This window comes from Ktedonobacter racemifer DSM 44963, assembly GCF_000178855.1.
Lineage (GTDB): Bacteria > Chloroflexota > Ktedonobacteria > Ktedonobacterales > Ktedonobacteraceae > Ktedonobacter > Ktedonobacter racemifer.
In genome coordinates this window covers 3,311,991-3,334,025 of the sequence record NZ_ADVG01000001.1, presented here as the reverse complement: position 1 = coordinate 3,334,025, position 22,035 = coordinate 3,311,991, and the positions used below count along the sequence as shown (strand labels likewise).

Below are 22,035 nucleotides of genomic sequence, written 5' to 3'. Positions count from 1 at the left end.
CTTATTATAGCGTACTGGCATGGGAAATGCACGCATAAACGTAGCAGCTACCGGTACACCGTACTCTTGTCTCTGGTAATATGACTCCTGGGAAGAAGAGGTCGGGCTACCTGCTTTTGTGGTGTTTATGCGCTCGCTCCCTAACGTTGCTACACATGTTACTATCTCTACGATAGAGAGGACTGCAACGTTGCAGTCAAAAAAATTTGGTGGTTGTAAGTGGTAGAGAAGTGCAGGCAGGCGCCCCGCCTGCCTGCACTTCTCTACCACTTACAACCGGAGTTTAGCGAGGTTGTGCTTGCAGGCGCAGGGTGATCTGTTGCTGAGTATGGGGGGCGATATTGATCCGGTCCTGGGGACGGTTGAGGCCATTCTCGTGGGTCACAATTGGCTCAAAGCAGATAAACTCATGATCGGGCGCCGTGACTGGTTCCGACCAGACCTGCATCTCTTTGAGCAGGTAGTGCCCAGCGTGTGGAACCTCTGCGATGCGCAGGGTGCCTTGTTGTGGAAACGCGAAACTGGCCTGTTGCTTGAAGGGGTAGTGATTATCGGGTGGACTGGTGTCCCAGTGGACCGTGCTAGCATTGAAGCCTTCGAGGTCGTTGACAATCACGCGAGACTTCTTCCCCTGGTCCAGGGCGAAATAGGGGTGAAAGCCGGGCGCGATAGGCATTGTTTCATCGCTCTTATTCTCCATTGTGAGCATATAGGTCAGGCTTCCCTCGCCTGCCACGATCTCACTAGTAAAGACAAAATCATAGGGATAGCTTACGCGCGTAGCCTCATTGCTTGTAAGCTGGAGGCGAATACTCGTCTCGGTGTGTTCCACGACCGACCATGGCATGTTGCGTGCAAAGCCATGCATAGGCAGAGTGGTCTCCTTCTCTTCAAAGAGACCATCTTTCAGCCGACCGAAGTTAGGGATCATCAGGGGAATACCCCAGCGCTTGACGTTCCCCGTCTCCGATGCCCGGTAGAGCACCTGCCAATCGCCAACCTGGAAATGTGATACCAGGTTGATCTCAGGCATGACCGCGATAGTGGTGGTTCCGCTGGTAATGACGCGTTCATTGGGCATGGGAAAATGCGTAAATGCAGCCATAGTGTTGTGCGCCTGCTAGCTAGAGTAGCCGCGCATCCTCCTTCTGTAAAAATCGCGTTTTGAGAAGTGGGTTATGTCATCAGGGATGATAGATGTGTGCTACTGCACGCCTTCATATTACCACTTTGGCAGCCTGGTCTCACTTCCTGCATGCTGCATGTTACAGTTTAAAGCAGGGAAACATAGAAAGTAGCACCATTTGGGTTAATATCTGCCAGTAATCCTATTGCGGCCAAAAACTCGTGTACTCTATTGCGTTTTAATCTCGACAAGCTTATACTGTAGATAGTCTAAGAAGCATATCTATCTATGTAGGCATATGCGCTACAATTGATCTAGTTGTTTGGTGTTCTCTATGGACGCCGTGTTGCTTTCGTTTAGAGTATGGGGACTGCAATTGGGTATGGAGGAACAATCGCTTCGCGAAGTGTCTCAGGTCAAAAGGCAACCGTATGGGCAGCATAGTGAGGAGAAACAAACGGTGTCAGCGAATATCGCTATCAAAGGAACTCGTAGTGGCTTGCTCCTGACGCTAGAGCCAGAAACCCCATTTAATGATTTACTCCAGGCACTGACGATGCGCCTGGAAGAGGCTCCTGCCTTTTTTCGTGGCGCCTCTTTGACGGTGGATACCACGCGCCGTAACCTGCGTGTGACGGAACGCATCCAGTTAGAACGGCTCCTGGCCGAATACCAGATGTCTGTTGCTCCACTTGAAAAAGCCGCGGAGGCGCGCAGAGACGCGCGCACAATTACGTTTCCCACACCCGAGACGCCTTCTCGCCCTCCTATTGTAGTACCCAGGGCAGTTGTGACGCGCCAGTTAGATATGAAAGCCGATATGAAGGCCGAGGGTAATCCCTCCTCGCCCGGTGAAGATGTCTATGAGCAGCGTGATCCCCGTTCGCTTGATGACGCGCTCTTCATTCGGCGTACGGTTCGCTCGGGCCAGGCCATCAGTCATCACAGCCATGTCGTCATTCTGGGCGATGTCAATCCCGGAGCCGAGATAGTGGCTGGTGGCGATATCATTGTCTGGGGGATGCTCAAAGGCATGGTGCATGCAGGTTATCCAGATAACGACCAGGCTCTCGTCTGCTCGCTCTATCTCTCGCCCGTGCAGCTACGGATTGCGCACCTGCTTTCGAGGCCACCCGAAGGCTTTGAGGTGCAACCTTATCCTGAAGTGGCGATGATACGCAATAACCAGATTATTGTTGAGACCTGGATGAATGGTCGCCCACCTCGTAAATAAGATGGCATAAAAACTGTTCTGGGTAGCGGTGATGTGGTAGGTCTGGTTAGCCATGGCAGGCTTGTGAAACTTTGGTGACGTGCAGGTTCGTGGTATACTAAATAGCGATGCGGACGGGCATGAGATGCGAGCGCAAGGCAACGTCCGAGCCGATAGTGGCTGAACGAGTTTTAGCATTTGGGAGTAGAGCATGGACAGCAGGGTGATTACGATTACTTCGGGTAAAGGTGGCGTGGGTAAGACCACGACAACCGCGAATCTAGGCACAGCTTTAGCAATGCAAGGCAAAAAGGTGGCCGTGGTCGACTCAGATATCGGCCTACGCAACCTGGACGCCGTCCTGGGCCTGGAGAATAGGATTGTCTATGACCTGGTGGATGTTGTCGAGGGACAATGTCGCTTGCGCCAGGCTTTGATCAAGGATAAACGTCTTCCCGAACTCTATCTTCTCCCCGCTGCGCAAACACGTGACAAGAATGCTGTGAATAGTGTTCAGATGGAGCAGCTCTGCCAACAGCTGCGCCAGGAGTTTGAATTCATTGTCATTGACTCCCCTGCCGGTATCGAGCAAGGCTTTCGAAATGCCATTGTGGGTGCAGATGAAATTATTATTGTTGCGAACCCGGAGATGGCATCGGTCCGTGATGCGGATCGCATTATTGGCCTGGTGGAGGCTGCGGGAAAGCCCGAACCTCGTTTGATCTTGAACCGTCTGCGTCCAGAAATGGTGAAACGAGGCGATATGATGGATGTTGCGGATGTGTTGGAAGTGTTGGGTATCGACCTGCTGGGTATCATCCCTGAGGATGAAGCCATTATTGTAGCGACGAACAAAGGCGAACCCGCAGTGTATGAGCGGCGTTCCCGTGCTGGCCGCTCCTTCCTGAATGCTGCTCAGCGTATTTTGGGCGAGGAGATTCCGCTTGACGAGGTTGCAGACGTTCCGTCTCTGCTAGAGCGGTTGCGCCGCCTGGTGGGCTTTGGTCCTGCCTCAACTGAGAAGCGTTTGCGCTCTCAATCGTCTTAAAGGGGGCCGGTTATGGGTGTCTTTGAGTTTATGGTTGGTCGGAAGAAGCAGACACCAGGTGAGATCGCCAAGGAGCGTCTCAAAGTGGTGCTGGTCAATGATCGTTTAAAGCTCAATCCAGAGCTACTAGAACTGATCAAACAAGAGTTAGCAAGCGTGCTTTCACGTCGTCTGGATGTCGATGAGGAGCAAATGCAGGTTATTTTCTCGCGCGACGAAGGCTATGATAAGCTGCTGGCGAATGTGCCTATCAAACGTCAGCGTGTGGGTTTTGAATGGGATCCACCATCGCATACCCCCGCGACAAACGTGCTGCGCGGCAAGGTGTTTCTCACAGATGCAGATGATGATTCGGATAGCGCCGAAATTTAAAGTGTAATCGATACAACTCAATATCGAGCCAGAGAGGGAAGGGCAAGCCATCGTCCAGGGTGTCGTGGCTGGCTTTTCCCTCTCTGGTTTCTATAAAGTTTAACTATGAAAGCTTCGTCACATTACCTCATGCGTTTAGCACGAATCGGGGAAAAGTAGAAATATCTTTATACATAAATTATTCATTTATATGGTTAAGAACTTCATAAAAAAATTAATTGTCCTTAACTGAATCTTCATAGCTTCACAACCACTAAATGGAATGACACATGTTACAATACGTTCAGCAACAATGAAATAAACCTTTTATCGAAAACATTGTGCGAATCCGCTTTGTATGGGAAGTGATCTTACCAAACAATTTTCCAATATCGCTGAAACAGCTATATTTACAGTGTAGATGTTTCAGTGTACGGCAGCGAAGTGCCGGTGTAAAGTAACACCTTGGCGTGGGTCGATGTGTTTGCATCGCCTGCAACTTGCTTCTTGTGGTGTGGATGGGTGGACTTTGAGCGGTTCACGAGCACTCAGCACGCATGTAGAGCGACATGGATTTTCATGTCTCCAGAGTTGAGAGGTCTCGGCCTTTCTCTGCTCTCTGGTGCGGGCTGAGGTGTGGATGAGTGGAAAAGGAATGTTACGCTAGATGTAAAATGCTGTAGTCCTCTTTGAGCTGGCCTTTATCTCAGGCCGGTGGAGTGGATGTGTGGGGATGTAGCGAGATAATGGCTCGTGAGCTCCTGGAGGACTGCACTTTTTTCCTTCGCAGGTGGTGATGTTGGGTGGTATATGGTGGCGCGAAGGTCTGGCTTTAGCGGTCACATTCATGGATGTTGGGTGTGCTCGTACCCGCTCAAATGGTGGTGTTGAGTCAAGCAAGGTGTCTACTACGCCGGAAACTGAGGTGCTCGGTTGCTATGCCGGCACTTCGTTGCCGTCTATTTTTCGTTTGCTATGTGCAGAAACTCTATGCCACCAGCACATAGTTTGTTTTCCCCGGCCTCTTACAGTACCAAACGCGGACCCTCTAGCGGACCCTCTATTTTTAGGCGCTTTCCACCTGTTATTGGTCCGTTGTTTTACCAGGTGTACTGGTTACTACCTTTCGAAAACCTGAGCGCGCAGCGCTACCACGACAGTGGCGCCGCTGTGTCCCCGAATGGGGGTTGGTTTTCGTGGTAAGAAGGGAAGTGGGGAGAGCAATATGTGCAAGGGAATGTCTACCAATGTCGGACGTGTGCAGACACCGGGTCTGGCTTTGCGTGTCAGTCGGGCTATCTGGCCTCTACAGTGGCGCCATAGCCTTTCGACAAGCCCGGTCGCGCAACAACGGCGCTTCTTGCGGCTCAAAGGTCTCTGGTATCCTGCTCTGGATGCGCCAGGGCACTTGCTGAAGCTCAGGCAACGTCAGTATCGCGCCCTCTCTATGCTAGCCTCCAGCCTCGCTGTACTGACGCTGATAGCGTTCAGTGTATGCGTGCCTCTCTTCATCTACCAGCTCTGGATATTGCTCCTGGTGCTGATTGTGGCCTGGTGCTTTATCGCTGGGATTGTAACAGGGCTTCTTGTGCGTGAGATTCGTGTGGTGCTGGTCTACAAAAAGATGTTGCGTATGCGTCATATGCAGGCTGCCATGCGGCTGTATCGTCCTTTCCACACCATGCGAGGCATGCTTGAGACGCCTATGCCGCTACTCTCTACCTCTCGGGTACGTATTATGAATACGATTGATCTCTCCTCTAGTGGCGTTCGGCACTTCCTCCATGAAGAACAAAGAAGGCAGACAGACGATGTTCCACGAACCCAGTTCCTGTACGAGGAGGAAGGCGTGAGGGATGGCTCTACTCTGCCCTACTCTACACGCCATTCCTGGAAGCTGCCGCGTGAATAAGGCCCTAAGGGCTGTTTCCTTCTTTCCTATGACCTTCGGGTCAATTCGTTGACCCCCCTCTTTTTGCTAGGTATGATAGGATGTGGTGTAGTTAGAACTCGTACCAGCTGAGAAATGAGGAGGGCTGTGCCTTGAGCAATCAGCAAATTCAAAAGGTTAGAGTCAAGCGTTTGGTGCATATTGGTTTATGGGCTTCGGATGTACAGGCCCAGGCTCGTTTCTATCATCGTGTTCTGGGATTCGATCTCTATACGCATGCTGATGGCTCGCTTGAGCAGCATCTTGAGGAAGAGGATGCAGCCATATTCCTCGCCTTAGGCGAGGAGATGCACGCCCTGAGTATCTTTAATGATACACGCGTCTTCCCGACGAATGGACGGCGTCCCGTGGTGCGCTCCACTCTCCATCATCTCTCCTTTGCGGTTGATACCGATGCTGAACTGGCCGCGATGGCGGCACGCCTGCAAATGTCTGGCATTGAACTCTCCTTTGAGCCACGCGATGGCGCTCCCGACCTGGGAGACGCGCTCTGGTTGAACGATCCCGATGGCAATCGTGTCGAAATCTCCGTGATGCCTGACGAACTGTATACCGCTATCTCTAGCAACCGTAAGACGCGCCGGGCGCTTCTGCGTCCTTATGGCCTGCAACATGTGGCCTTGAAGACCAGCCGCCTGGAAGAAATGGTGGAGTTCTACACCGAGTCTCTGGGTTTTGATATCTCTGACTGGCTCCTGCGCGAGCGTGCCTGGTTGCGCTGTAACAACGATCACCATAGCCTGATCTTGAGTGAGGGGCAGACCGGAATCGAGCATGTTGGCTTCACCATCGCCGATGGCAGTGAACTGCTGGGCTGGGCCGACTATCTCAGTCACCAGCAGGTACCGCTGCTGTGGGGACCAGGACACCACGGCGTTGGCGATGACCTCTTCTTGCAGTTCCCCGATAGTGACGGTCTGCATATCGAGTTGTCCGCTGGCCTGAGTCAGTATTATGATCGCGATGTCACCACGCCGCCACGCCTCTGGCATACCCGCGAGACGGCGCTCAATCTCTGGGGGGCGATCCCCTCCTGGCTGCGCGAAGAGTCTCATGTCTAAGGGCTATTAAAAAACAAAAAGTGCTGGTTCGCGTACGCGAACCAGCACTTTTTGTTTTTTAACAGGTTTACCTTTTGACGGCGACGACCAGGTTGCGGAGTACGCCGATGCCCTCGACCTCCGACTCCATCACGTCGCCCTCCTGAAGGAACTCTGGTGGTACACGTGTGAAGCCCACGCCGCTGGGCGTGCCGGTTGCCAGGATATCTCCAGGTTCCAGGGTCATGCCTTGCGAGAGCACACTGATGGCCCGCTTGATGTTGAAGATCATCATCTTTGTGTTGCCATCTTGCTTGGTCTCTCCATTGATGCGCAGGCTTAGATTCAGGTTGTGGGGGTCCGCGATCTCGTCCGCCGTTACGATGCAGGGACCCATGGGGCAGCTACCATCCAGGCTCTTGCCCTTGAAGAATTGCTTGTGGCGCTTCTGCAAGTCGCGCGCCGTAACGTCATTGAGCACGGTATAGCCAAAGACATACGAAAGCGCTTCGGCTTCAGGTATATTCTTGCCTCTCTTGCCGATAATAACACCCAGCTCTACCTCCCAGTCAAGCTCGCTTGACACCTGGGGATCAAGCTCAATCTCGCCGTAGGGATCGTTGACGCTGGTGGGGGACTTGGTAAAAAATACGGGGATGTCGGGTGTCTGCCCCTTGTGATCGCGCTGACTGGCGGTCTCTTCAGCATGCGCTTTGTAGTTTACCGCCAGGCAATAAATATTCTTACGTGGCCTGGGAATGGGAGCCGCCAGCCTGACCTCATTTAGCGTATGGGCTGCACCAATCTCGCTAAAGGTTTTCACCTCGCGGAAGCTACGCGACTGTGCCTTCTCCATTAATGTCTGGAGCGCTGGCAGGTAGCGATCATAGTCTTCGATCAGTGTGAGCACCTGGTCGGGAACGTCTAGCCCCAGGGCCCTGCCCGCCAGGTCCACATCTAGAACTTCGTCGTTGTGCAGGATGCCCAGGTGCGCCCTGGGAATCTGGCTGCTGGAAAAACTTACTAATCTCATGTATGAGACGCCTCCTTCTTGCTGCTATCTCATTGTACAACATCATGTCTGAAGGCTTGTGCTCGACGCTGCTCAAGCACGCGTCTACATATGGGAGTAAAGATAGCTTATCGTGTATTGCGGGCAAAGCCCGCAATACACGATAAGCTATCTTTACTCTTTATAATTCTAGCGCATGAGGGCGGCGCGCATGATCTCAAGCGGAGCCGGCTGATTGGTCCACAGCTCAAAGGCCAGCGCTCCCTGGTGCAGGAGCATGGAGAGACCATTGGCGGCGCGAAGTTCCATGGTCCGTGCCTGCAAGAGCAGGTTCGTCTGAATGGGATTGTAGATCATATCGTAGACAAAGGTGTCGGCGTTAAAACGCGCCAGCACATCGGCTGGCAAGGGGCTGGCCTCTTCGTGCAGTCCGACCGAGGTGGCGTTGATAATGATCGAGGAGGAGTGAGGGATAAGAAAATTGGAATCGCTAAGGCTGAAGACGGGGCACTCATAGCTCTTCTGAATAAGTGCCGCCAGGAGCTGAGCGCGCTCCAGGCTCCGGTTCAAAATGACGAGGCACTCAATGCCAGAACTGGCCAGGGCGAAGGCTGCACCGCGAGCCGCTCCGCCCGCCCCCAGCAGTACAGCGGTATACCCCTTTAGCGAGATCATTCCATCCGCTTGTAGGCTGCCCAACCCATGCTCATGGAGCGCGCGAAGTAGTCCCGGCGCATCGGTATTATAGCCATGTAGATAGTCATCCCGATTGACAATTGTATTGACCGCGCCAATCTGGGCCGCCAATGGATCAACCACATCCAGCAAGGGCAGGACAGACTCTTTGTAGGGAATCGTGACATTGGCACCCAGGCACCCTTGCTGACACAAGGCGCGTATGCGCACCAGGAGTTGCTCGGCGGGCGTGCGCCAGAGTTCATAGGTGGCCGGAATGCCCAGAGCATCGAGTGCTGGCTGTTGGAGACGTGGCGAAAACGAGTGGGCCACGGGATCGCCGATCAGCCCCACTCGTAGCTGTGGTCCCTTTGAGCCTGATTGCTTGCTCCCAACAACAATATTTCTGGCCGACATGTCAACTCCAACTCAGTCTATACTTTGCCCTGTGCGCAAAAATAAGAGATCAATCGCGTGTGGTCTCCTGGCCGCATTGTATCATATCAGAACTTCTCTACCAGGATATGGGGCAGGTCTGCTCACTTCTCTAGCATAGCATATCCTCCCTATTTGTCTAGCTGTCTGCCAGCGATTGCCTCCTCCGAGTCAAATGATTGTGGTGGGCTGGCTCCGCCAGCCCACCACAATCATTTGACTCGGAGGAGTGGGACGAGGTTGCCCCTTGACATTAAGAGTAGAGTGCGGGTGGTGTGTGTCGGGCCTCGCCCGACACACACCACCCGCACTCCTTACCCTTGAGCGCCGCAGGCGCGAAAGCTTATGTGATACGATAAGAAAAACAGCAACCGCTAGCATAAGCGAAGAAGGAGAATAATTCTCTATGGTCATGCAGCCACGCCTGGCAGCAACAGTGATGTTGTTACGGAACACTGCACAGCAGCAGGGCATCGAGATATTTATGGTGCGGCGAGTGGTGCAGAGCGAGTTTATGCCTGATATCTATGTCTTCCCTGGCGGCTCGGCATCCGCTGTGGATAAAGAGCTGGAGCAGAGCGCGACGCTCTGTGTTCCCCTGGAGCCTTCAGCCGCCGATCCTGAGGGGCGTACGGCGCTAGGCAGTGGGGTGCGGGCCGCCGCCATCCGCGAGTTGTTTGAGGAGGGCAATGTTCTGTTGGCCTATCAGCAGCAGCAGTTGCTGGCCATCGGCGCGCAGGATGTACCTCGCTTCGCCGAGTATCGTCAGCGGCTCAATGCACGCGGTGCGACATTGCTGGATATTGTCCAGGCTGAGCACCTGGTGCTGGCGACAGAGCAACTGGCCTATTTCGCGCACTGGATCACGCCTGAGCAGTTGCCGAGGCGGTTTGATACCCATTTTTTTCTGGCGGTGGCCCCCATGGAGCAAGAGGCGCTCTACGATCAGCTTGAAACCAGTGAGGGTCTCTGGATACGTCCCGACGAGGCTCTGAAGCGTTTCGCTGAAGGAACCTTCCCGGTGGCCTTCCCGACCTATCACCAGTTGCGTGACCTCGCGCCCTTCACGACAGTGCAGGAAGCGCTGGCGGCTACGCGAACGCGCTATGTCCCCACCTATCAGCCGATCTGGCTGGAGCGAGAGGGCGGCCCTTTCGTCTATCTGCCTGAAGATCCCGATTTTCTCTGGAAGCTCTAGCACGCGTCGGAGAACGGAGGCATTATCCATGTCGCAGGAACGCTATAGTATACTTCTGGCCCCCAACCCCTCTATGATGACGGGTCCAGGGACCAATACGCTGCTTCTCAGTGGTTCTGAGGGGGCCATTGTCATTGATCCCGGCGATCCTGATCAAAAGCACCTTGAGCGCATTGTGCGAGAGGGCCAAGTACGTGGTGGTATACGCCATATTCTCATCACACATGGACACCCAGATCATGTGGGAGGGGCAGCTGAGCTACGCGAACGTATAGGGGTTCCTATCTCTGCTTTTAGCCGGGCAGGCGTTCCCCTGGCAGACCATGAGATCCCCGATGGAGCGACCTTTGATCTGGGCGATACGACCTTGCGTGCCATTCATACGCCTGGGCACCGCTTTGACCATCTCTGCTTCTGGCTTGAGCGCGAAGGCGTCCTCTTCGCGGGCGACGTCGTAGCTGGCACGGGAACGGTCGTCATCATTCCTCCTGAGGGGCATATGGGGGTATACTTGCAGACGCTCAAGCGCTTGCAACAGCTCCCAATCGCGCGTATTGTCCCGGCGCATGGTCCCGTCATTGAAGATCCGCAAGCGAAATTGAGTGACTATATCGCGCACCGCCTGGAACGTGAGCGTCAAATTATCGACGCCCTGAACCAGTTTGGGCATCCTGCAACGCTTATAGGGCTTGTGCGGCTTGTGTATACGGATACCGACCCGAAGCTCTATGCGATGGCGGCCCGCTCGCTGGAGGCCCATCTGATCAAGCTACAAGAAGAGGGTCGTGCCCAGGTTGATGCGCAGCAACACTGGAGCCTGCTCCCCTCTCGTTAACTCACTGCGTGACGTCTCGCGCCTGTGACGCTCGCCAGATTGTGGGGTGTCGTGGATACTGGCAGCTACAGGCTGCCAGTATCCACGACACCCCACAACCCACATCAATTTGTGAACCTCTTTTTAGCGCCTGAACAGGAGTCCGAGGGCGCTGACGCCCGCGATCCCCAGGCAGAACCAGCCGGGAAGCCCTTGATGGAGGTTTGTCAGATAAACTCCAGCCGCGAGCGAGGCGCCGAAGAAGAAGCTCCAGGTCAGCCCCCCAACACCGCTCCCCCCTGTACTCATCGCCGCGCCATTGCGCTGGCGTGCTCTGCGTGAGCGACTATTATTGCCAGGAAGATTTGCCAGTCTCACCTCTACCTGACCCGCCTCTATCTTGCCAATGAGACGGTTGACGGATTTTGGAAGCTCCAGCAGCACCTGCCCAGCGTCTATGGCCTCCTTGAGGATATTCTGGGCGGCCTGGCTAATGCCTTCAGCGTCCAACTTTAGGAACTTACGTGCGTAGGGAGTCGCCACATCCACAAAGTTGAAGTTGGGAGCCAGGCCCGTTGAGACGCCTACCAGTGTGCTTACCGCACGTCCCGCGAAGGCAAATTGTGAAGGGATACGGAATGGTTGCCCATAGAGCAGTGTGTCCAGGTCATGGGCCACACCCGATACCTCCAGTTCGCGCACCTGGCCCAGCGTCATGCCGAAATAGTGCTCCAGCATAATGTCCAGGGCCTGTTCAAGTGCGGCCTGATTCGCCCCTTCTCCCACAAAACCCAACTTAAGCAGCGAGTCCACCATTTTCTTGGAATCGCTTAAGACCAGCCCGAGGAAGAGGTCGCGGATGGCGCGCTTCATGCTGCCCGTAAGCGAGCCGACCATGCCAAAATCCAGAAAGGCGATCACCGGGTCATCAGAGGGCGAATTCTTCTTGACAAAGATGTTCCCAGGATGGGGATCAGCATGAAAAAAGCCCTCTTCAAAGAATTGGTAAAAGTAGGCGCGCACTGTGCGGTTGGCGATCTCCAGGCGCGAATAGCCTCCCGCGTCCAGTGCCGCGTAATCATTGACCTTAATGCCATCGATCCATTCCAGCACCAGCACGCGCTTAGAAATATATTCCTCGTAGACGTGAGGAATATAAATGCTTGGATCTTCACGGAACATCTCGCGAAAGCGTTTAGCGTTCGTTGCCTCTGTCACATAGTCGATCTCTTCATAGACGGTGCGACGAAACTCTCGATAGAGTCCCTTCAAATCAATAAAGTCGCTCTGGAAAAAGCGGTTCACGACCCAGATGACAAAGCGCAGTGTGCTCAGGTCCATCCTCACCAGTTGCGTGATGTGTGGGCGCTGTACCTTAACTGCGACTGTCTCGCCTGTACTGGCCAGCGTAGCCCGGTGAACCTGGCCCAGCGAGGCCGCCGCCGTGCATTGCTCCTCAAAGGAGCTGAAAATCTCCGTGAGCGGCTTGCCATACTCCGCCTCAATTACCGCGGCCACATGCTCAAAGGGAGCAGGCGGGACCTCGTCCTGCAAATCGGCCAGCACGGAGAGGGCCTGCTCTGGCAGGATATCCGCGCGTGCGCTCAAGAACTGTCCCAGCTTAATCATCAGCACGCCCAACTGGAGGGCGGTGGCTCTAAAGGCGCGCAGGACCTTTAACAGCACCTCAATATTCGGCTGTACCTCGTAGTTGCCACGCTGCCGCGCTTTTACCACCCGCTGACGCTCTCGGTAAATAATCCAGAGCGTCCATAACAACAGGCGCGATACACGTAAGAAACGCAAGAATTGAGCAAATCTATTCATACCACGTGGTTCATTTCTCATAGAAGAGCCTTTCTGCCAACAAGAAGGATCACACATAATACTCTACGGTGAAAAGCAAGATATGTTCAAGATCTGTGATTTTCTCCTTCGCGCCTGCAGCGCTCAAGGGTAAAGGTATGTGCGCGGAAGAGGGGCCGCAGGTCCCTTTTCCGCGCACATACCTTTACCCCGAAGGCTCGCGCAGCGAGCCGAGGTAGGTGCTATAGGAGAATTGGGAAGGTCTGAAAAGCTGGTTTGTGAGCGGATAACATTCAATAAAGATGATATACTAGTGAAATACCAGGGATGAGTTACAGCCAGCGTGCACTCAGAAGTGCCAGATCAGGACTCTGGGTCGGGCCTGTATGGGTTGGTGGCTGTGTGGTAGTGGGACTGTTCTTCCGTTGTCAGATTATTTCACGCAAGAGGAGCTATAACCTTGACACACTGTACCAGAGCACATTCTGTAGACCTCGGAAATGGCTATAGCCTGCTATTTATGCAGGGCCAGGAGGCATTGCCCAATCCGCCCGCGCGTAACTATGAATTGCCCGGCGATACGCTGCACTACGCACCTGATCGCCCCGGCGATGTCAAACACGTCAAGTTGGATATCGCGCTGGACTTCGACCAGGAAGTGATCAGCGGTACCATCTACACAACCTTCACAGCTCTCTATGAAGAGGCCAAAAGCGTTACCTTTGATGCGATTGAGCTCTCGATTGATAAAGTTGCACTTGTGGATGGTCCAGAACTGGACTACAGTCTTGGCGAGAAGAAGTTGCATATCGAACTCGACCGCCCCTACAAGCATGGCGAAGAGTTTACGGTCGCGGTGACCTATCACACCAGGCCGCGCAATGGTCTGCACTTTGTTAAGCCCGCGCCCGAGGATCTCACGCGCCCGGTGCAGGCCTATACCTTTGGTCAGCCACAGTATCATTCCTACTGGTTCCCCTGCCATGACTCCCCCAACGACCGTGCCACAACCGAGTTCCTGGTGACCGCGCCCTCACAGTTTATTACCATCGCCAATGGTAATCTGTTGGAGGTCGTTGAAAATGGCGAGACAAAGACACACCACTGGCTGCATGCCGTGCCTCATGCTGCCTACCTGATCTCGCTCGTCGTGGGCGACTTTGCCGTGATCAAGGATGAGTATAAGGGCAAGCCGGTCTCCTACTATGTGCGTAAGGACCGCGCGGACGACGCGCGCCTGTACATGGGAAAGACCCCAGATATGATGGGCTTCTTCTCCGAGTATACCGGCGTCGAGTATCCGTATGACAACTATGATCAGACCGTGGTCGAGATCTATACGGGTGCCATGGAGCATACAACGGCCACGACGCATAGCTTTGGCTTGCTCTTCGACCAGAAGGCCAACCTGGATATGGCCCCCGAGTTCGTCTCGGTGACCGCGCATGAGCTGGCGCACCAGTGGTTTGGCGACCTGGTGACCTGCCGCGACTGGCCCAATGCCTGGCTGAATGAAGGCTTCGCTACCTACTTCGAGCACCTCTGGACTGGGCATGACCAGGGCGAGGACTACTTCAAATGGGAGATGTTGCAGACGCGCAAGGGCTACCAGAACGAGGATCGCCGCTATCGTCGCCCGGTTGTCTATCATAAATACTACAACCAGGGCTTTGAGCTCTTTGATGGACACATCTATAACAAGGGCGCCTGGGTTCTGCATATGCTGCGCAACCAGCTTGGGGATAGCGCCTTCCGCCGTGGTATCAAGTCGTACCTGGAGCGCAACCGTACGCGTGAAGTCATCACCGCAGACCTGGAGCGTGCGCTTGAGGAGGCCACGGGTCGCAGCCTGGCGCATTTCTTCCATCAGTGGATCTACAGCGGTGGCTATCCCGAGTTCGAGGTCAGCTATTCCTGGGATGGACAGCATAAGCTGGCGAAGGTCAAGGTACGCCAGGCGCAGAAGGTCGACGACCTGACGCCCTGCTTCAAAGTGCCAACCGAGATCGCCTTTACCATTGCCGCCTCAGAGGGAAGCGACGAGACACGTACGATCCCGCTGCACGTCACCCTGGGTGAGGATGGCGAGGTCGAGCAGATCTTCTATCTGCCACTGGAGCGCGAGCCGGTGATGGTACGCTTCGATCCCGAGGGTCGCCTGCTGAAGTCGCTAAAGTTCGAGCGCCCCACTCATCTGCTCGTCTACCAGCTTGAGCATGACGCCGATATCCTGGGTCGGGTTGAAGCTGCCGAGGCTCTTGCCGACCGCCGCGAGCCACAGGCGTTGACCGCTCTCATCAACGCGTTGAATAGTGATACTTTCTGGGGCGTGCGCACCACCGCCGCCGAGGCCATTGCCAAGCACGGCACAGCCGAGGCACAGGATATCCTCATTCAAGCCTTTAGAGAGTTGGATGCGAAGGAGTACTCACGTGTACGGGCCGCGCTCGCTGTTGCCCTTGGAGAGTTCCCGGCGCACACGCATGGTGAACTGGCCCAGCGCTCTGCCGAGGCTCTGCGTCCCGTGGTTGAGGGCGGTGATGTAAGCTATCGGGTCGAGTCAGCATCCGCGGCTGCGCTGGGTAAAACCCGTACCGAAGGCAACATTGAGCTGCTAACAAAGGCCCTGGAGCGCCCCTCCTGGAATTATGGTGTGCAGAACGGTGTCTTTAATGGCCTCGCCGCCACAGGTGACGAGCGTGTGATCGATACCTTGATCGCCTACATGAGCGATACGAGCAACTACATCACCCTCCGTCGTGGCGCCATAATGGGCCTCAACGCGGTTGGTAGCCTGCGTCATGAGTATAGCGAAGCGGCGCGTCAGCGAGCCGTGACCGCTCTTATGCACGCCGCAGAGCACGATACCTGGGGACCTGCCCGTGCCACCGCAGCCTGGGCCTTGCTCTCGTTTGGTGAGAAGCGGGCCATTCCGGTGCTGGAAAGCGTCGCCAGCCGCGAGACGGAGGATGGCGTGCAGCGCGCCATGCGCTGGGCCGCACACAACCTGCGTAGCAGCGACAAGGGCGAGGAACAGCTTAACCAGGTGCGGAAAGATCTCGACGAGCTACGCGCTGAGAATCGCAAGCTCCGCGAGCAAGTCACAGGCCTGGAGGCCCGCCTCTCTTAAGCAGTAGGACCTGCATACACGACCTGGCACGAAGAAACGTGCCAGGTCGTTCTCTTTTCTCCAGGTTTCTTTCTTATGCGCACACACTATCTAAAGATAAGGCCAGCGAAAACTTTGGCGCAGCACTTCGCGCAGCCAGCTATGTGTCAGGAGGGGCAGGACGATCACGACGAGTTTGTTGTAGTGCCAGGCTTTGCGAAATTGACCATGGACGGCGCAGGAGATGGCCCGCGTCATGCCACAGCCGGGACAGCGGCGCTTGAAAATGAGGCGCGAGAGGCAGACTGGAGGATGGGCCTCAAGCCAGGAGGTCGGCACCAGGAAGAAAAGTAAGGGAAGGAGAATGAGCCATCCCGCCTTCCCTCGCGCAACGTGTTTCTCTATGTGCATAGCTTCATTACACGTTGTTGCGGACGAGTGGCTGACCGTTGGCGTCAGTGAAGCTGCCCGATGCAATCATAATAATGTCGATAAGCGCCCAGATGCCGCAGCCACCACCGGTAAGCAACATGGCGATGCCGGTGCCAGTCTTACCAACGTAAAAGCGATGGATGCCCAGGCCACCAAGGAAAATCGACAGGAGCAGCGTTATCAGCCAATCTTTGCCCGGCTGGGGATAACCCTGCTGGAAAGGAGGCTGTTGATAGCCCTGCTGGAAAGGAGGTTGCTGATAACCAGGCTGACCCTGTTGAGGATAACCTTGTTGAAAGGGAGGCTGCTGGAAAGGAGGCTGCTGATAACCAGGTTGACCCTGTTGAGGATAACCCTGCTGAAAGGAAGGCTGCTGCTGGAAAGGGGGCTGCTGATATTGTGGTTGCTGGTTAGGCTGCTGGTCCATGATGCATAAATCCCTTCGTGGCTTAGCTTTAAGCGCTTTTTGTTTTAAGAGAAGAAAAATTATTGTCGTGAATATTTACTACCCACGAAGGAACTATAAGTGAGCGGCTCATCAACTGTCAAGCATCAACATGTGTCTTTATAAAATATCCTAAAGGCCCTTTAGGCAGTTTTCGCTTTTGTAAATTTAAAATTTTGACTGTAGTATTTGGAGATATGCGTCGCGTAACCAGGGATGAAGGACTGCGAGCTGTTCGCGGCGCTCCCACATATAGCGCAAATAGAAGAAGGTGGCCGCGTCCAGCGAGATTTCTAGTGCTGCTTGCATGCCTTCGTGAAAGGGGGCTTGTCCTGGCTGGTCCCAGGCCAGCTTGTCCGCTACGAAGAGCACTTTGTCGAGCTGGCTGGCGTCGCGCTTGAGTGTGGTATGGCACTCGACCGCGCTCAAGACCTCTGGTTGGATAATCTGAAAGACCTGGACGGCAAGGACGCGTGAGAGCTTCTGGTGAACGATCATGGGGAAAGCCGTTTCTTCGGGCAGGATGGGAATACCCAACTGGTAGGCTATCTTGACGCGTTCTGGTGTGGGGAAGATCGCGCTTACGTCGTGTAGCCAGCCCGCAGCCTCGGCAAGCGCCGGGTCCGCGCCGTCCAGGAGGGCGACGCGTCGGGCTTCTGCCGCGACCTCGCCACAATGTCTGGCTGTTTGTGGGCAACCGTGGACGATGAGAAAGGTGGCGACATCGCGCCCTGTATCTCCTGTGACACTCCGCGTCGGCTAAAGCCGAGCAGCTTCTGACACTGTGCCGTAGTCGGATTCGTGAGATATGTGGCGTAGCCACTACTCAAAGTGAATCCGTAGTTGGGACGCAATATCTGAGAGGGGCGCGCCCATCCGGCGCCTTCCTCTCTGGGTGGTGCCATGCCCGTTGGCATGATCTCCACGCCTTGCCGCAGAGATGGATGGTCCCATCTGGCGTTTGGCATCCTGGGAGATCCCAACACCTGAGCCTTTCGGCTCCCTCTTCGCACGTCGCGTCAGAGCATGAGGCTTTTCCTTCAAAGGTGCTTGCGTACGCTCGATCAAGCGCTGCCCGACTCTCAGGCTGGCATTTCTGTCGGCATGGTCGCGCATCTGGCACTGTGGGCAGAAGCAGAGGGCGGCGCCGGGAGTATAGCCCTCCTGGGGCTGTCCCTGGTTGTAGCGCACGACCAGGCCATGACAACGATGGCATTGCCGGCTCGTATTGCGCGGATTCACACGGGCCGTGATGAGACCGCCTCCATTCCACGCCTTGTACTTTGCGTAGCGGAACATGCGGCCCTTCATCCAGTAGGCCCGTTTCGTATTGCCCCGACGCGAATACTTGCCCTGCTCTGGTCGCAGGTTGCCTAGATGCTCGAAGACGAGAATACTCGCCTCGTGCTTGGTAGCGAACTGGACAATGCGGCTGCTCACCAGGTGCGCGATCTGTTCGTCAACGTGCCTGATTTTGGCCCAGAGGTCGGCATTGTCCTGTTCGTTCTCGGCAATGATGCCAGTCTGTGATCGGTTGCGCGCCTTGTGCCCGATACCGCTGTGTCATTCCCGATGAAGGAAGTAGCCAGGATGGTGCCGTCAACGGTCTGGACGCTGCACACAGCTACGTGATGATCGAGATTGAGGTCCACCGTACAGAGACGTGTCTGGGCGGCGGTGAGTTGCTCTATGACTTTTGCGGGCGCCTCGAAGGTCTTTTCGAGAGGGGTATGCAACCACCAGCGATCTCCCTTGCGGACGAGTTGTGGACTGCCCATCAGATCATCATCAGGGAGATCGCGACCGAGCGTGTGTATTTTGAGCCAGGACCAGCACGAGCCGGTCCAGACTTTGAGCATGATAGAACGGGTACAACGCTCGCGCCAAAGGCTTGCGTAGAAGGGAGCTGACTTCTTCCATGATCGGGACGGGACTGGTGGCCGCACCCTGAACGGCCTCCTCTTGCCCTTCTTCGTTTGTTTGGCTTCGTGTTTCTGCTTACGTGCTCGCCATGTTTTGAGAGAGGAGAAGAAGGAGCGAGCCGAGCCAAGCGCGGCATTGATAGCAGCGCGTCGGAACAGAGCAGGGATATCTGGCGCGAGATCGGTGAGTGGCATGATCGGATTGGGGTTGGACTCCGTTGTATGCGTGAGTTTCTCCAGGGCCGTGAGGGCCTGCTTATTTTTGAGGGCAAGAAGACCTTCGTGTGCCTGGATGACTTCAAAATAAAAGGCCACAACCAGATTGAAGAGGGACTGGTTTGCCGCGAAGTAGGCAGCATACTGCGGTGGATAGTGTAACGCCTGCCTGATGGTTTTCGTGGCTTTTGCCATGTTCAGTACCTCCTCGCGCAAAATATATGGTATCTCTCTTAGAGAGTACCAGACTGATTTGAAATTGTCAAACATCCGTTCTATATAGTACTCTATTTTGCAAGAGCTCAAGCCCAAGAACACGCCTCACCACGGTCTAAAGAACCGTGGCTTGCGGCGGGCTAAAGCCCTCTCCTGTCAGGGTGATGGATTGGCGTAAATCTTCCAGGAGCGGCAAGGAAAGCGGTGCATCTTGCATCATGGTAGAGGGTATCCTGCTCTTTCTATACTGGCGCTTAAGGGCGCTCGGGTGTCTGATCGTTCAGGCGCTCAATTGCGTGCTCTGTGACTTCCAGCCCGGCTTTAAGCACAGCCTCTTTATACTCGCGCACCAGCATCTGGTATTCAAGCAGGCGAGGACGACGCGTTGGGCGCGAGGCGTACTGCTGTTTGACCCGTTCCATATAGGCTAATTGCTGGAGCAGGCTCTCACGATGATGCTGGAGGTGGTGAAGCGCGATCTCATCGCTGGTCTCACCACAGAAGAAGAGTTTCGTGAGAAATTCATCCTTAGTGAAGCGATCTGGAACCTCCTCTTCAAGCCATTGTTCAAGCGCGGTTTGTCCGGCCTCGGTCAGGCGATAAACCTTGCGATTAGGGCGCGCCGTCTGCACGATGACCTCAGATTCTACCAGCCCGGCCTGGCTTAAACTCTTGAGTGTGGTATAAATCTGGCTGTTGCCTGCGTTCCAGTAGCTTGCGATGGCGCGATCAAAGGCTTGCTTGATGTCGTAGCCACTCATTGGGTGCGCCCAGAGTAGTCCCAGGATAATATAGCGCAGACGGTTGCGCGCGGACAGTTCTCCCCCATTGGTTTCTGCTGGCTCATGTCTATCTTGCTCTAGTGGTTCGTGCATAGACTCTTTCCCTACTGGCAACAGGCATTAGATTTTGACCCTCGATTTGCGTTCTCCATTATAGCATCTCAAGCGAGCTATCTCACTCCTCTTCGCGCTTGTGGCGCTCAAATCGCGTAGTGTGGGTGTGATGGCAGTGGCAGAGCTTTGGCCTGCCACTGCCATCACACCCACACTACAACTTTCACGCGGTAGAAACGTAGTACCTCCAGAACGATACTTTTATATGTGACATATAATCGGTAAGATGGGAATGAGGAGAGTGAAGAGGCTTCGCTGGCTGTAACGCTTTGTTGGAGGATTTTAGATGGATGCCCGTTTTTATAACTCAGAGGATATCGATGTTGAACGCCTTGCCAGAGACATGGTAAATGCCTACATGGCCCAGGGGTATCAGGCGCAAAATATTGGTAATAAAGACCAGATGCTGGTGCAGTTGAAGAAAGGCGGCGATTTCGAGGCCATTCTTGGTATGCAGGCCGCGCTCTCTCTGACGTTGCAGCGCACGACTGGTGGTGTGCTGGCGATGATTGGTCAGCAGAAGTGGATCGATAAGGCGGCTGTCGGAGCCGTGGGTATTGTAGCGTTGCCCATCCTCTGGCCACTGGCACTGACGGCTGGTGTAGGTGCTTTGCGGCAGGCGAGCCTGAGCAACCAGGTGTTGAATATGACCGATGGCCTGGTGCGCCAGCAGCGCCCAGGAATCATGCCTGGTCCTGTCCCATACCAATTGCTACCCCAGGTGCAGCAGTCGATGAAGCTTCCTTCGGGAGCGCAACAGCCGTACTATGTTCCACAGAACCGGGATATGCCTCCGGTCCCACCTATGGCGAGGCCACCCCAGCCAATGATGCCAGCTCCCGCGACGGGTGGTTTGCGCTGTCAGAACTGTAATACGCCCTATGAGCCGGGCGATACCTTCTGCTCCGGTTGTGGCCGTTCGTTGACGCCTCCCAAGCTCTACTGTTCACGCTGTAACTCGGAGGTCAAGGATGGCGCGGCCTTCTGTCCCAAGTGCGGAGCATCGACATTCCATACGATTGCCTCGCAGGCGGCATCTCAGCCTGCCCAGCCTACGGTACCGGCTCCCCAGCCACGCGTGACGTATACCCCGCCGACGCCGCCACCGGCGCCGCAGCCAACCTATACCCCTCCGACGCCGCCACCGGCGCCAGCGTATACGCCACCACCCACACCAACCTATACTCCGCCCGCGCAGCCGCAGCCCAGTGTGGTGGAGTCGACAATCTTCCCGGGTCAGCAGCCACCGCAGCGGCCCGCGCCGCCGGAGTATGTGCCGCCAACGCCGCAGAATCCTACGGTCGCGCCACAGCCGACGGTAAAGTATGTGCAGGGTACGGAGAAGAAGGAAGCGGCGCCCGCGCCCAAGAAGCCTGAGATCCAGTACTATGTACCTTCAAATCAGCAGAGCCAGGCGACCGCTTCACAGCCTACTGTTCCCAACACGGCTCCTACACCTGCACCCGCGAAGGAGACTCCCTCTCAGCAGCCTAAGAAAGAGGAGGTCTACTACACCCCGCCTGCGCACCTGCAACAGCAGCAGGGTGGCAAGGCCAACCTGGTTCAGCCCGCGCAACAGCCTCCGTCGCCTCGCGCAGCGGGACATGCTCAGCCTGCTCCTCAAGCCTCCAACGCAGCAGGCCCAGCCTGGGGCGCGCTCATCTTTAGCGATGGCTCGCAGGTGCAGCTAAAGGGCGAGTCTGCTGCCGTTGGCCGCTACGACGATGACCTGGGCGGTATCCGTCCCGATGTTGATCTGAGCAGCAAACAGGGCGCGGACACCATTTCACGTGTGCATGCCGCCTTTGAGCATAGCGGAAACAGCTTTACCTTGACCGACCTGAATAGTACCAACTCCACGCGCGTCAATGGCAAGCGCCTGGAGCCCGACAAGGCGACCCCGCTGAACGATGGCGATTCCATTTCCTTCGGCAAGGTCACCTGCACCTTCAAGAAGTTCTAGGAAAACCTGAATCCGAGTAAAGGATGTGCGTGGGAAACTGGCCGCAGGCCAGTTTCCCACGCACATCCTTTACTTTCTAGTCTATTGACATTCGTGCTTGCACTCGTTAGACTAGAGATAATTGCCGAAAAAGAAAATAGAGCATATAAATACCTGGCTACGAGCAG

The 22,035-nt window shown here is 55.2% G+C and carries 18 protein-coding genes and 1 pseudogene; 9 read left to right on the top strand and 10 right to left on the bottom strand.

Translation table 11 applies throughout. The features are described 5' to 3' along the window. Window positions 1-283: 283 nt before the first annotated feature. Complete coding sequence (locus KRAC_RS14100) at window positions 284-1,105, bottom strand: aldose epimerase family protein (protein WP_007908019.1); 822 nt, start codon at window positions 1,103-1,105, stop codon at window positions 284-286. A gap of 481 nt (window positions 1,106-1,586) precedes the next feature. Here KRAC_RS14100 and minC point away from each other — a divergent pair, with 481 nt between their 5' ends. From minC to KRAC_RS14075, 5 genes are all read left to right on the top strand, one after another. Beyond that, complete coding sequence (minC, locus tag KRAC_RS61560) at window positions 1,587-2,360, top strand: septum site-determining protein MinC (protein ID WP_157506438.1); 774 nt, start codon at window positions 1,587-1,589, stop codon at window positions 2,358-2,360. Window positions 2,361-2,550: 190 nt separating this feature from the next. Next, the gene (minD, locus tag KRAC_RS14090) at window positions 2,551-3,387 is read left to right on the top strand and encodes a septum site-determining protein MinD (protein ID WP_007908017.1); all 837 of its coding nucleotides are present in this window, start codon (window positions 2,551-2,553) and stop codon (window positions 3,385-3,387) included. Window positions 3,388-3,399: 12 nt separating this feature from the next. Next, window positions 3,400-3,759, top strand: a complete 360-nt coding sequence (gene minE / locus KRAC_RS14085; protein ID WP_007908016.1) for a cell division topological specificity factor MinE — start codon at window positions 3,400-3,402, stop codon at window positions 3,757-3,759. Window positions 3,760-4,963: 1,204 nt separating this feature from the next. After that, window positions 4,964-5,650, top strand: coding sequence for a hypothetical protein (locus KRAC_RS14080; RefSeq protein WP_007908014.1), 687 nt, complete (start codon window positions 4,964-4,966; stop codon window positions 5,648-5,650). A gap of 131 nt (window positions 5,651-5,781) precedes the next feature. Further along, window positions 5,782-6,750 carry a VOC family protein gene (locus tag KRAC_RS14075; protein ID WP_007908013.1) on the top strand — a complete coding sequence of 323 codons (969 nt, stop codon included), beginning with the start codon at window positions 5,782-5,784 and terminating at the stop codon, window positions 6,748-6,750. A gap of 67 nt (window positions 6,751-6,817) precedes the next feature. On the opposite strand, the gene KRAC_RS14070 is transcribed toward KRAC_RS14075, so the two are convergent. Beyond that, entirely contained in the window at window positions 6,818-7,762 is a 945-nt protein-coding gene (locus KRAC_RS14070; protein WP_007908012.1) for a fumarylacetoacetate hydrolase family protein, read from the bottom strand. Between the two features lie 168 nt (window positions 7,763-7,930). Then, a complete protein-coding gene (gene aroE / locus KRAC_RS14065) occupies window positions 7,931-8,833 on the bottom strand; it encodes a shikimate dehydrogenase (RefSeq protein WP_007908011.1) in 903 nt (300 codons plus the stop codon). 424 nt (window positions 8,834-9,257) lie between these two features. On the opposite strand from aroE, the gene KRAC_RS14060 reads away from it, so the two are divergent. Together KRAC_RS14060 and KRAC_RS14055 are read left to right on the top strand one after the other, a co-directional pair. Beyond that, window positions 9,258-10,049 carry an NUDIX hydrolase gene (locus KRAC_RS14060; RefSeq protein ID WP_007908010.1) on the top strand — a complete coding sequence of 264 codons (792 nt, stop codon included), beginning with the start codon at window positions 9,258-9,260 and terminating at the stop codon, window positions 10,047-10,049. A gap of 28 nt (window positions 10,050-10,077) precedes the next feature. Then, the gene (locus KRAC_RS14055) at window positions 10,078-10,884 is read left to right on the top strand and encodes an MBL fold metallo-hydrolase (RefSeq protein ID WP_007908009.1); all 807 of its coding nucleotides are present in this window, start codon (window positions 10,078-10,080) and stop codon (window positions 10,882-10,884) included. Window positions 10,885-11,007: 123 nt separating this feature from the next. Here the strand turns inward: KRAC_RS14055 and KRAC_RS14050 are convergent, their stop codons facing one another. Continuing rightward, window positions 11,008-12,711 carry an ABC1 kinase family protein gene (locus KRAC_RS14050; protein ID WP_007908008.1) on the bottom strand — a complete coding sequence of 568 codons (1,704 nt, stop codon included), beginning with the start codon at window positions 12,709-12,711 and terminating at the stop codon, window positions 11,008-11,010. Window positions 12,712-13,129: 418 nt separating this feature from the next. On the opposite strand from KRAC_RS14050, the gene KRAC_RS14045 reads away from it, so the two are divergent. Then, window positions 13,130-15,799 (top strand): M1 family aminopeptidase, encoded by a 2,670-nt coding sequence (locus KRAC_RS14045; RefSeq protein WP_007908004.1) that lies wholly within the window; start codon window positions 13,130-13,132, stop codon window positions 15,797-15,799. 90 nt (window positions 15,800-15,889) lie between these two features. Here KRAC_RS14045 and KRAC_RS14040 read toward each other — a convergent pair whose 3' ends face one another. The 6 genes and pseudogenes from KRAC_RS14040 to KRAC_RS61550 all read right to left on the bottom strand — a co-directional run bounded on the left by KRAC_RS14040 (window position 15,890) and on the right by KRAC_RS61550 (window position 19,884). Then, window positions 15,890-16,189, bottom strand: coding sequence for a DUF2752 domain-containing protein (locus KRAC_RS14040; RefSeq protein WP_007908003.1), 300 nt, complete (start codon window positions 16,187-16,189; stop codon window positions 15,890-15,892). 7 nt (window positions 16,190-16,196) lie between these two features. Beyond that, window positions 16,197-16,637 (bottom strand): TM2 domain-containing protein, encoded by a 441-nt coding sequence (locus KRAC_RS65865; RefSeq protein ID WP_007908002.1) that lies wholly within the window; start codon window positions 16,635-16,637, stop codon window positions 16,197-16,199. Window positions 16,638-16,823: 186 nt separating this feature from the next. Beyond that, window positions 16,824-17,291 (bottom strand): HD domain-containing protein, encoded by a 468-nt coding sequence (locus KRAC_RS14030; protein ID WP_244422140.1) that lies wholly within the window; start codon window positions 17,289-17,291, stop codon window positions 16,824-16,826. Continuing rightward, the gene (locus KRAC_RS75905; RefSeq protein WP_244422049.1) at window positions 17,237-17,380 is read right to left on the bottom strand and encodes a hypothetical protein; all 144 of its coding nucleotides are present in this window, start codon (window positions 17,378-17,380) and stop codon (window positions 17,237-17,239) included. Before KRAC_RS75905 ends, KRAC_RS14030 begins: the two co-directional genes overlap by 55 nt. A gap of 97 nt (window positions 17,381-17,477) precedes the next feature. Continuing rightward, window positions 17,478-18,988 (bottom strand): annotated as a pseudogene (locus KRAC_RS65860) (zinc ribbon domain-containing protein). Between the two features lie 275 nt (window positions 18,989-19,263). Continuing rightward, window positions 19,264-19,884 carry a PadR family transcriptional regulator gene (locus tag KRAC_RS61550; protein WP_007908000.1) on the bottom strand — a complete coding sequence of 207 codons (621 nt, stop codon included), beginning with the start codon at window positions 19,882-19,884 and terminating at the stop codon, window positions 19,264-19,266. A 307-nt stretch (window positions 19,885-20,191) separates the two neighbouring features. On the opposite strand from KRAC_RS61550, the gene KRAC_RS78240 reads away from it, so the two are divergent. Further along, the gene (locus KRAC_RS78240; protein ID WP_007907999.1) at window positions 20,192-21,868 is read left to right on the top strand and encodes an FHA domain-containing protein; all 1,677 of its coding nucleotides are present in this window, start codon (window positions 20,192-20,194) and stop codon (window positions 21,866-21,868) included. Window positions 21,869-22,035: the final 167 nt, after the last annotated feature.

Excerpts from the sequence above, each read along its gene's own strand:
- KRAC_RS14050 (WP_007908008.1), bottom strand. The coding sequence starts at position 12,711 with ATGAGAAATGAACCACGTGGTATGAATAGATTTGCTCAATTCTTGCGT.
- KRAC_RS75905 (WP_244422049.1), bottom strand. The coding sequence starts at position 17,380 with ATGTCGCCACCTTTCTCATCGTCCACGGTTGCCCACAAACAGCCAGAC.
- KRAC_RS61550 (WP_007908000.1), bottom strand. The coding sequence starts at position 19,884 with ATGCACGAACCACTAGAGCAAGATAGACATGAGCCAGCAGAAACCAAT.
- KRAC_RS14060 (WP_007908010.1), top strand. The coding sequence starts at position 9,258 with ATGGTCATGCAGCCACGCCTGGCAGCAACAGTGATGTTGTTACGGAAC.
- minD (WP_007908017.1), top strand. The coding sequence starts at position 2,551 with ATGGACAGCAGGGTGATTACGATTACTTCGGGTAAAGGTGGCGTGGGT.
- aroE (WP_007908011.1), bottom strand. The coding sequence starts at position 8,833 with ATGTCGGCCAGAAATATTGTTGTTGGGAGCAAGCAATCAGGCTCAAAG.
- KRAC_RS65865 (WP_007908002.1), bottom strand. The coding sequence starts at position 16,637 with ATGGACCAGCAGCCTAACCAGCAACCACAATATCAGCAGCCCCCTTTC.
- KRAC_RS78240 (WP_007907999.1), top strand. The coding sequence starts at position 20,192 with ATGGATGCCCGTTTTTATAACTCAGAGGATATCGATGTTGAACGCCTT.
- KRAC_RS14040 (WP_007908003.1), bottom strand. The coding sequence starts at position 16,189 with ATGCACATAGAGAAACACGTTGCGCGAGGGAAGGCGGGATGGCTCATT.
- KRAC_RS14100 (WP_007908019.1), bottom strand. The coding sequence starts at position 1,105 with ATGGCTGCATTTACGCATTTTCCCATGCCCAATGAACGCGTCATTACC.
- KRAC_RS14080 (WP_007908014.1), top strand. The coding sequence starts at position 4,964 with ATGTGCAAGGGAATGTCTACCAATGTCGGACGTGTGCAGACACCGGGT.
- KRAC_RS14070 (WP_007908012.1), bottom strand. The coding sequence starts at position 7,762 with ATGAGATTAGTAAGTTTTTCCAGCAGCCAGATTCCCAGGGCGCACCTG.
- KRAC_RS14055 (WP_007908009.1), top strand. The coding sequence starts at position 10,078 with ATGTCGCAGGAACGCTATAGTATACTTCTGGCCCCCAACCCCTCTATG.
- minE (WP_007908016.1), top strand. The coding sequence starts at position 3,400 with ATGGGTGTCTTTGAGTTTATGGTTGGTCGGAAGAAGCAGACACCAGGT.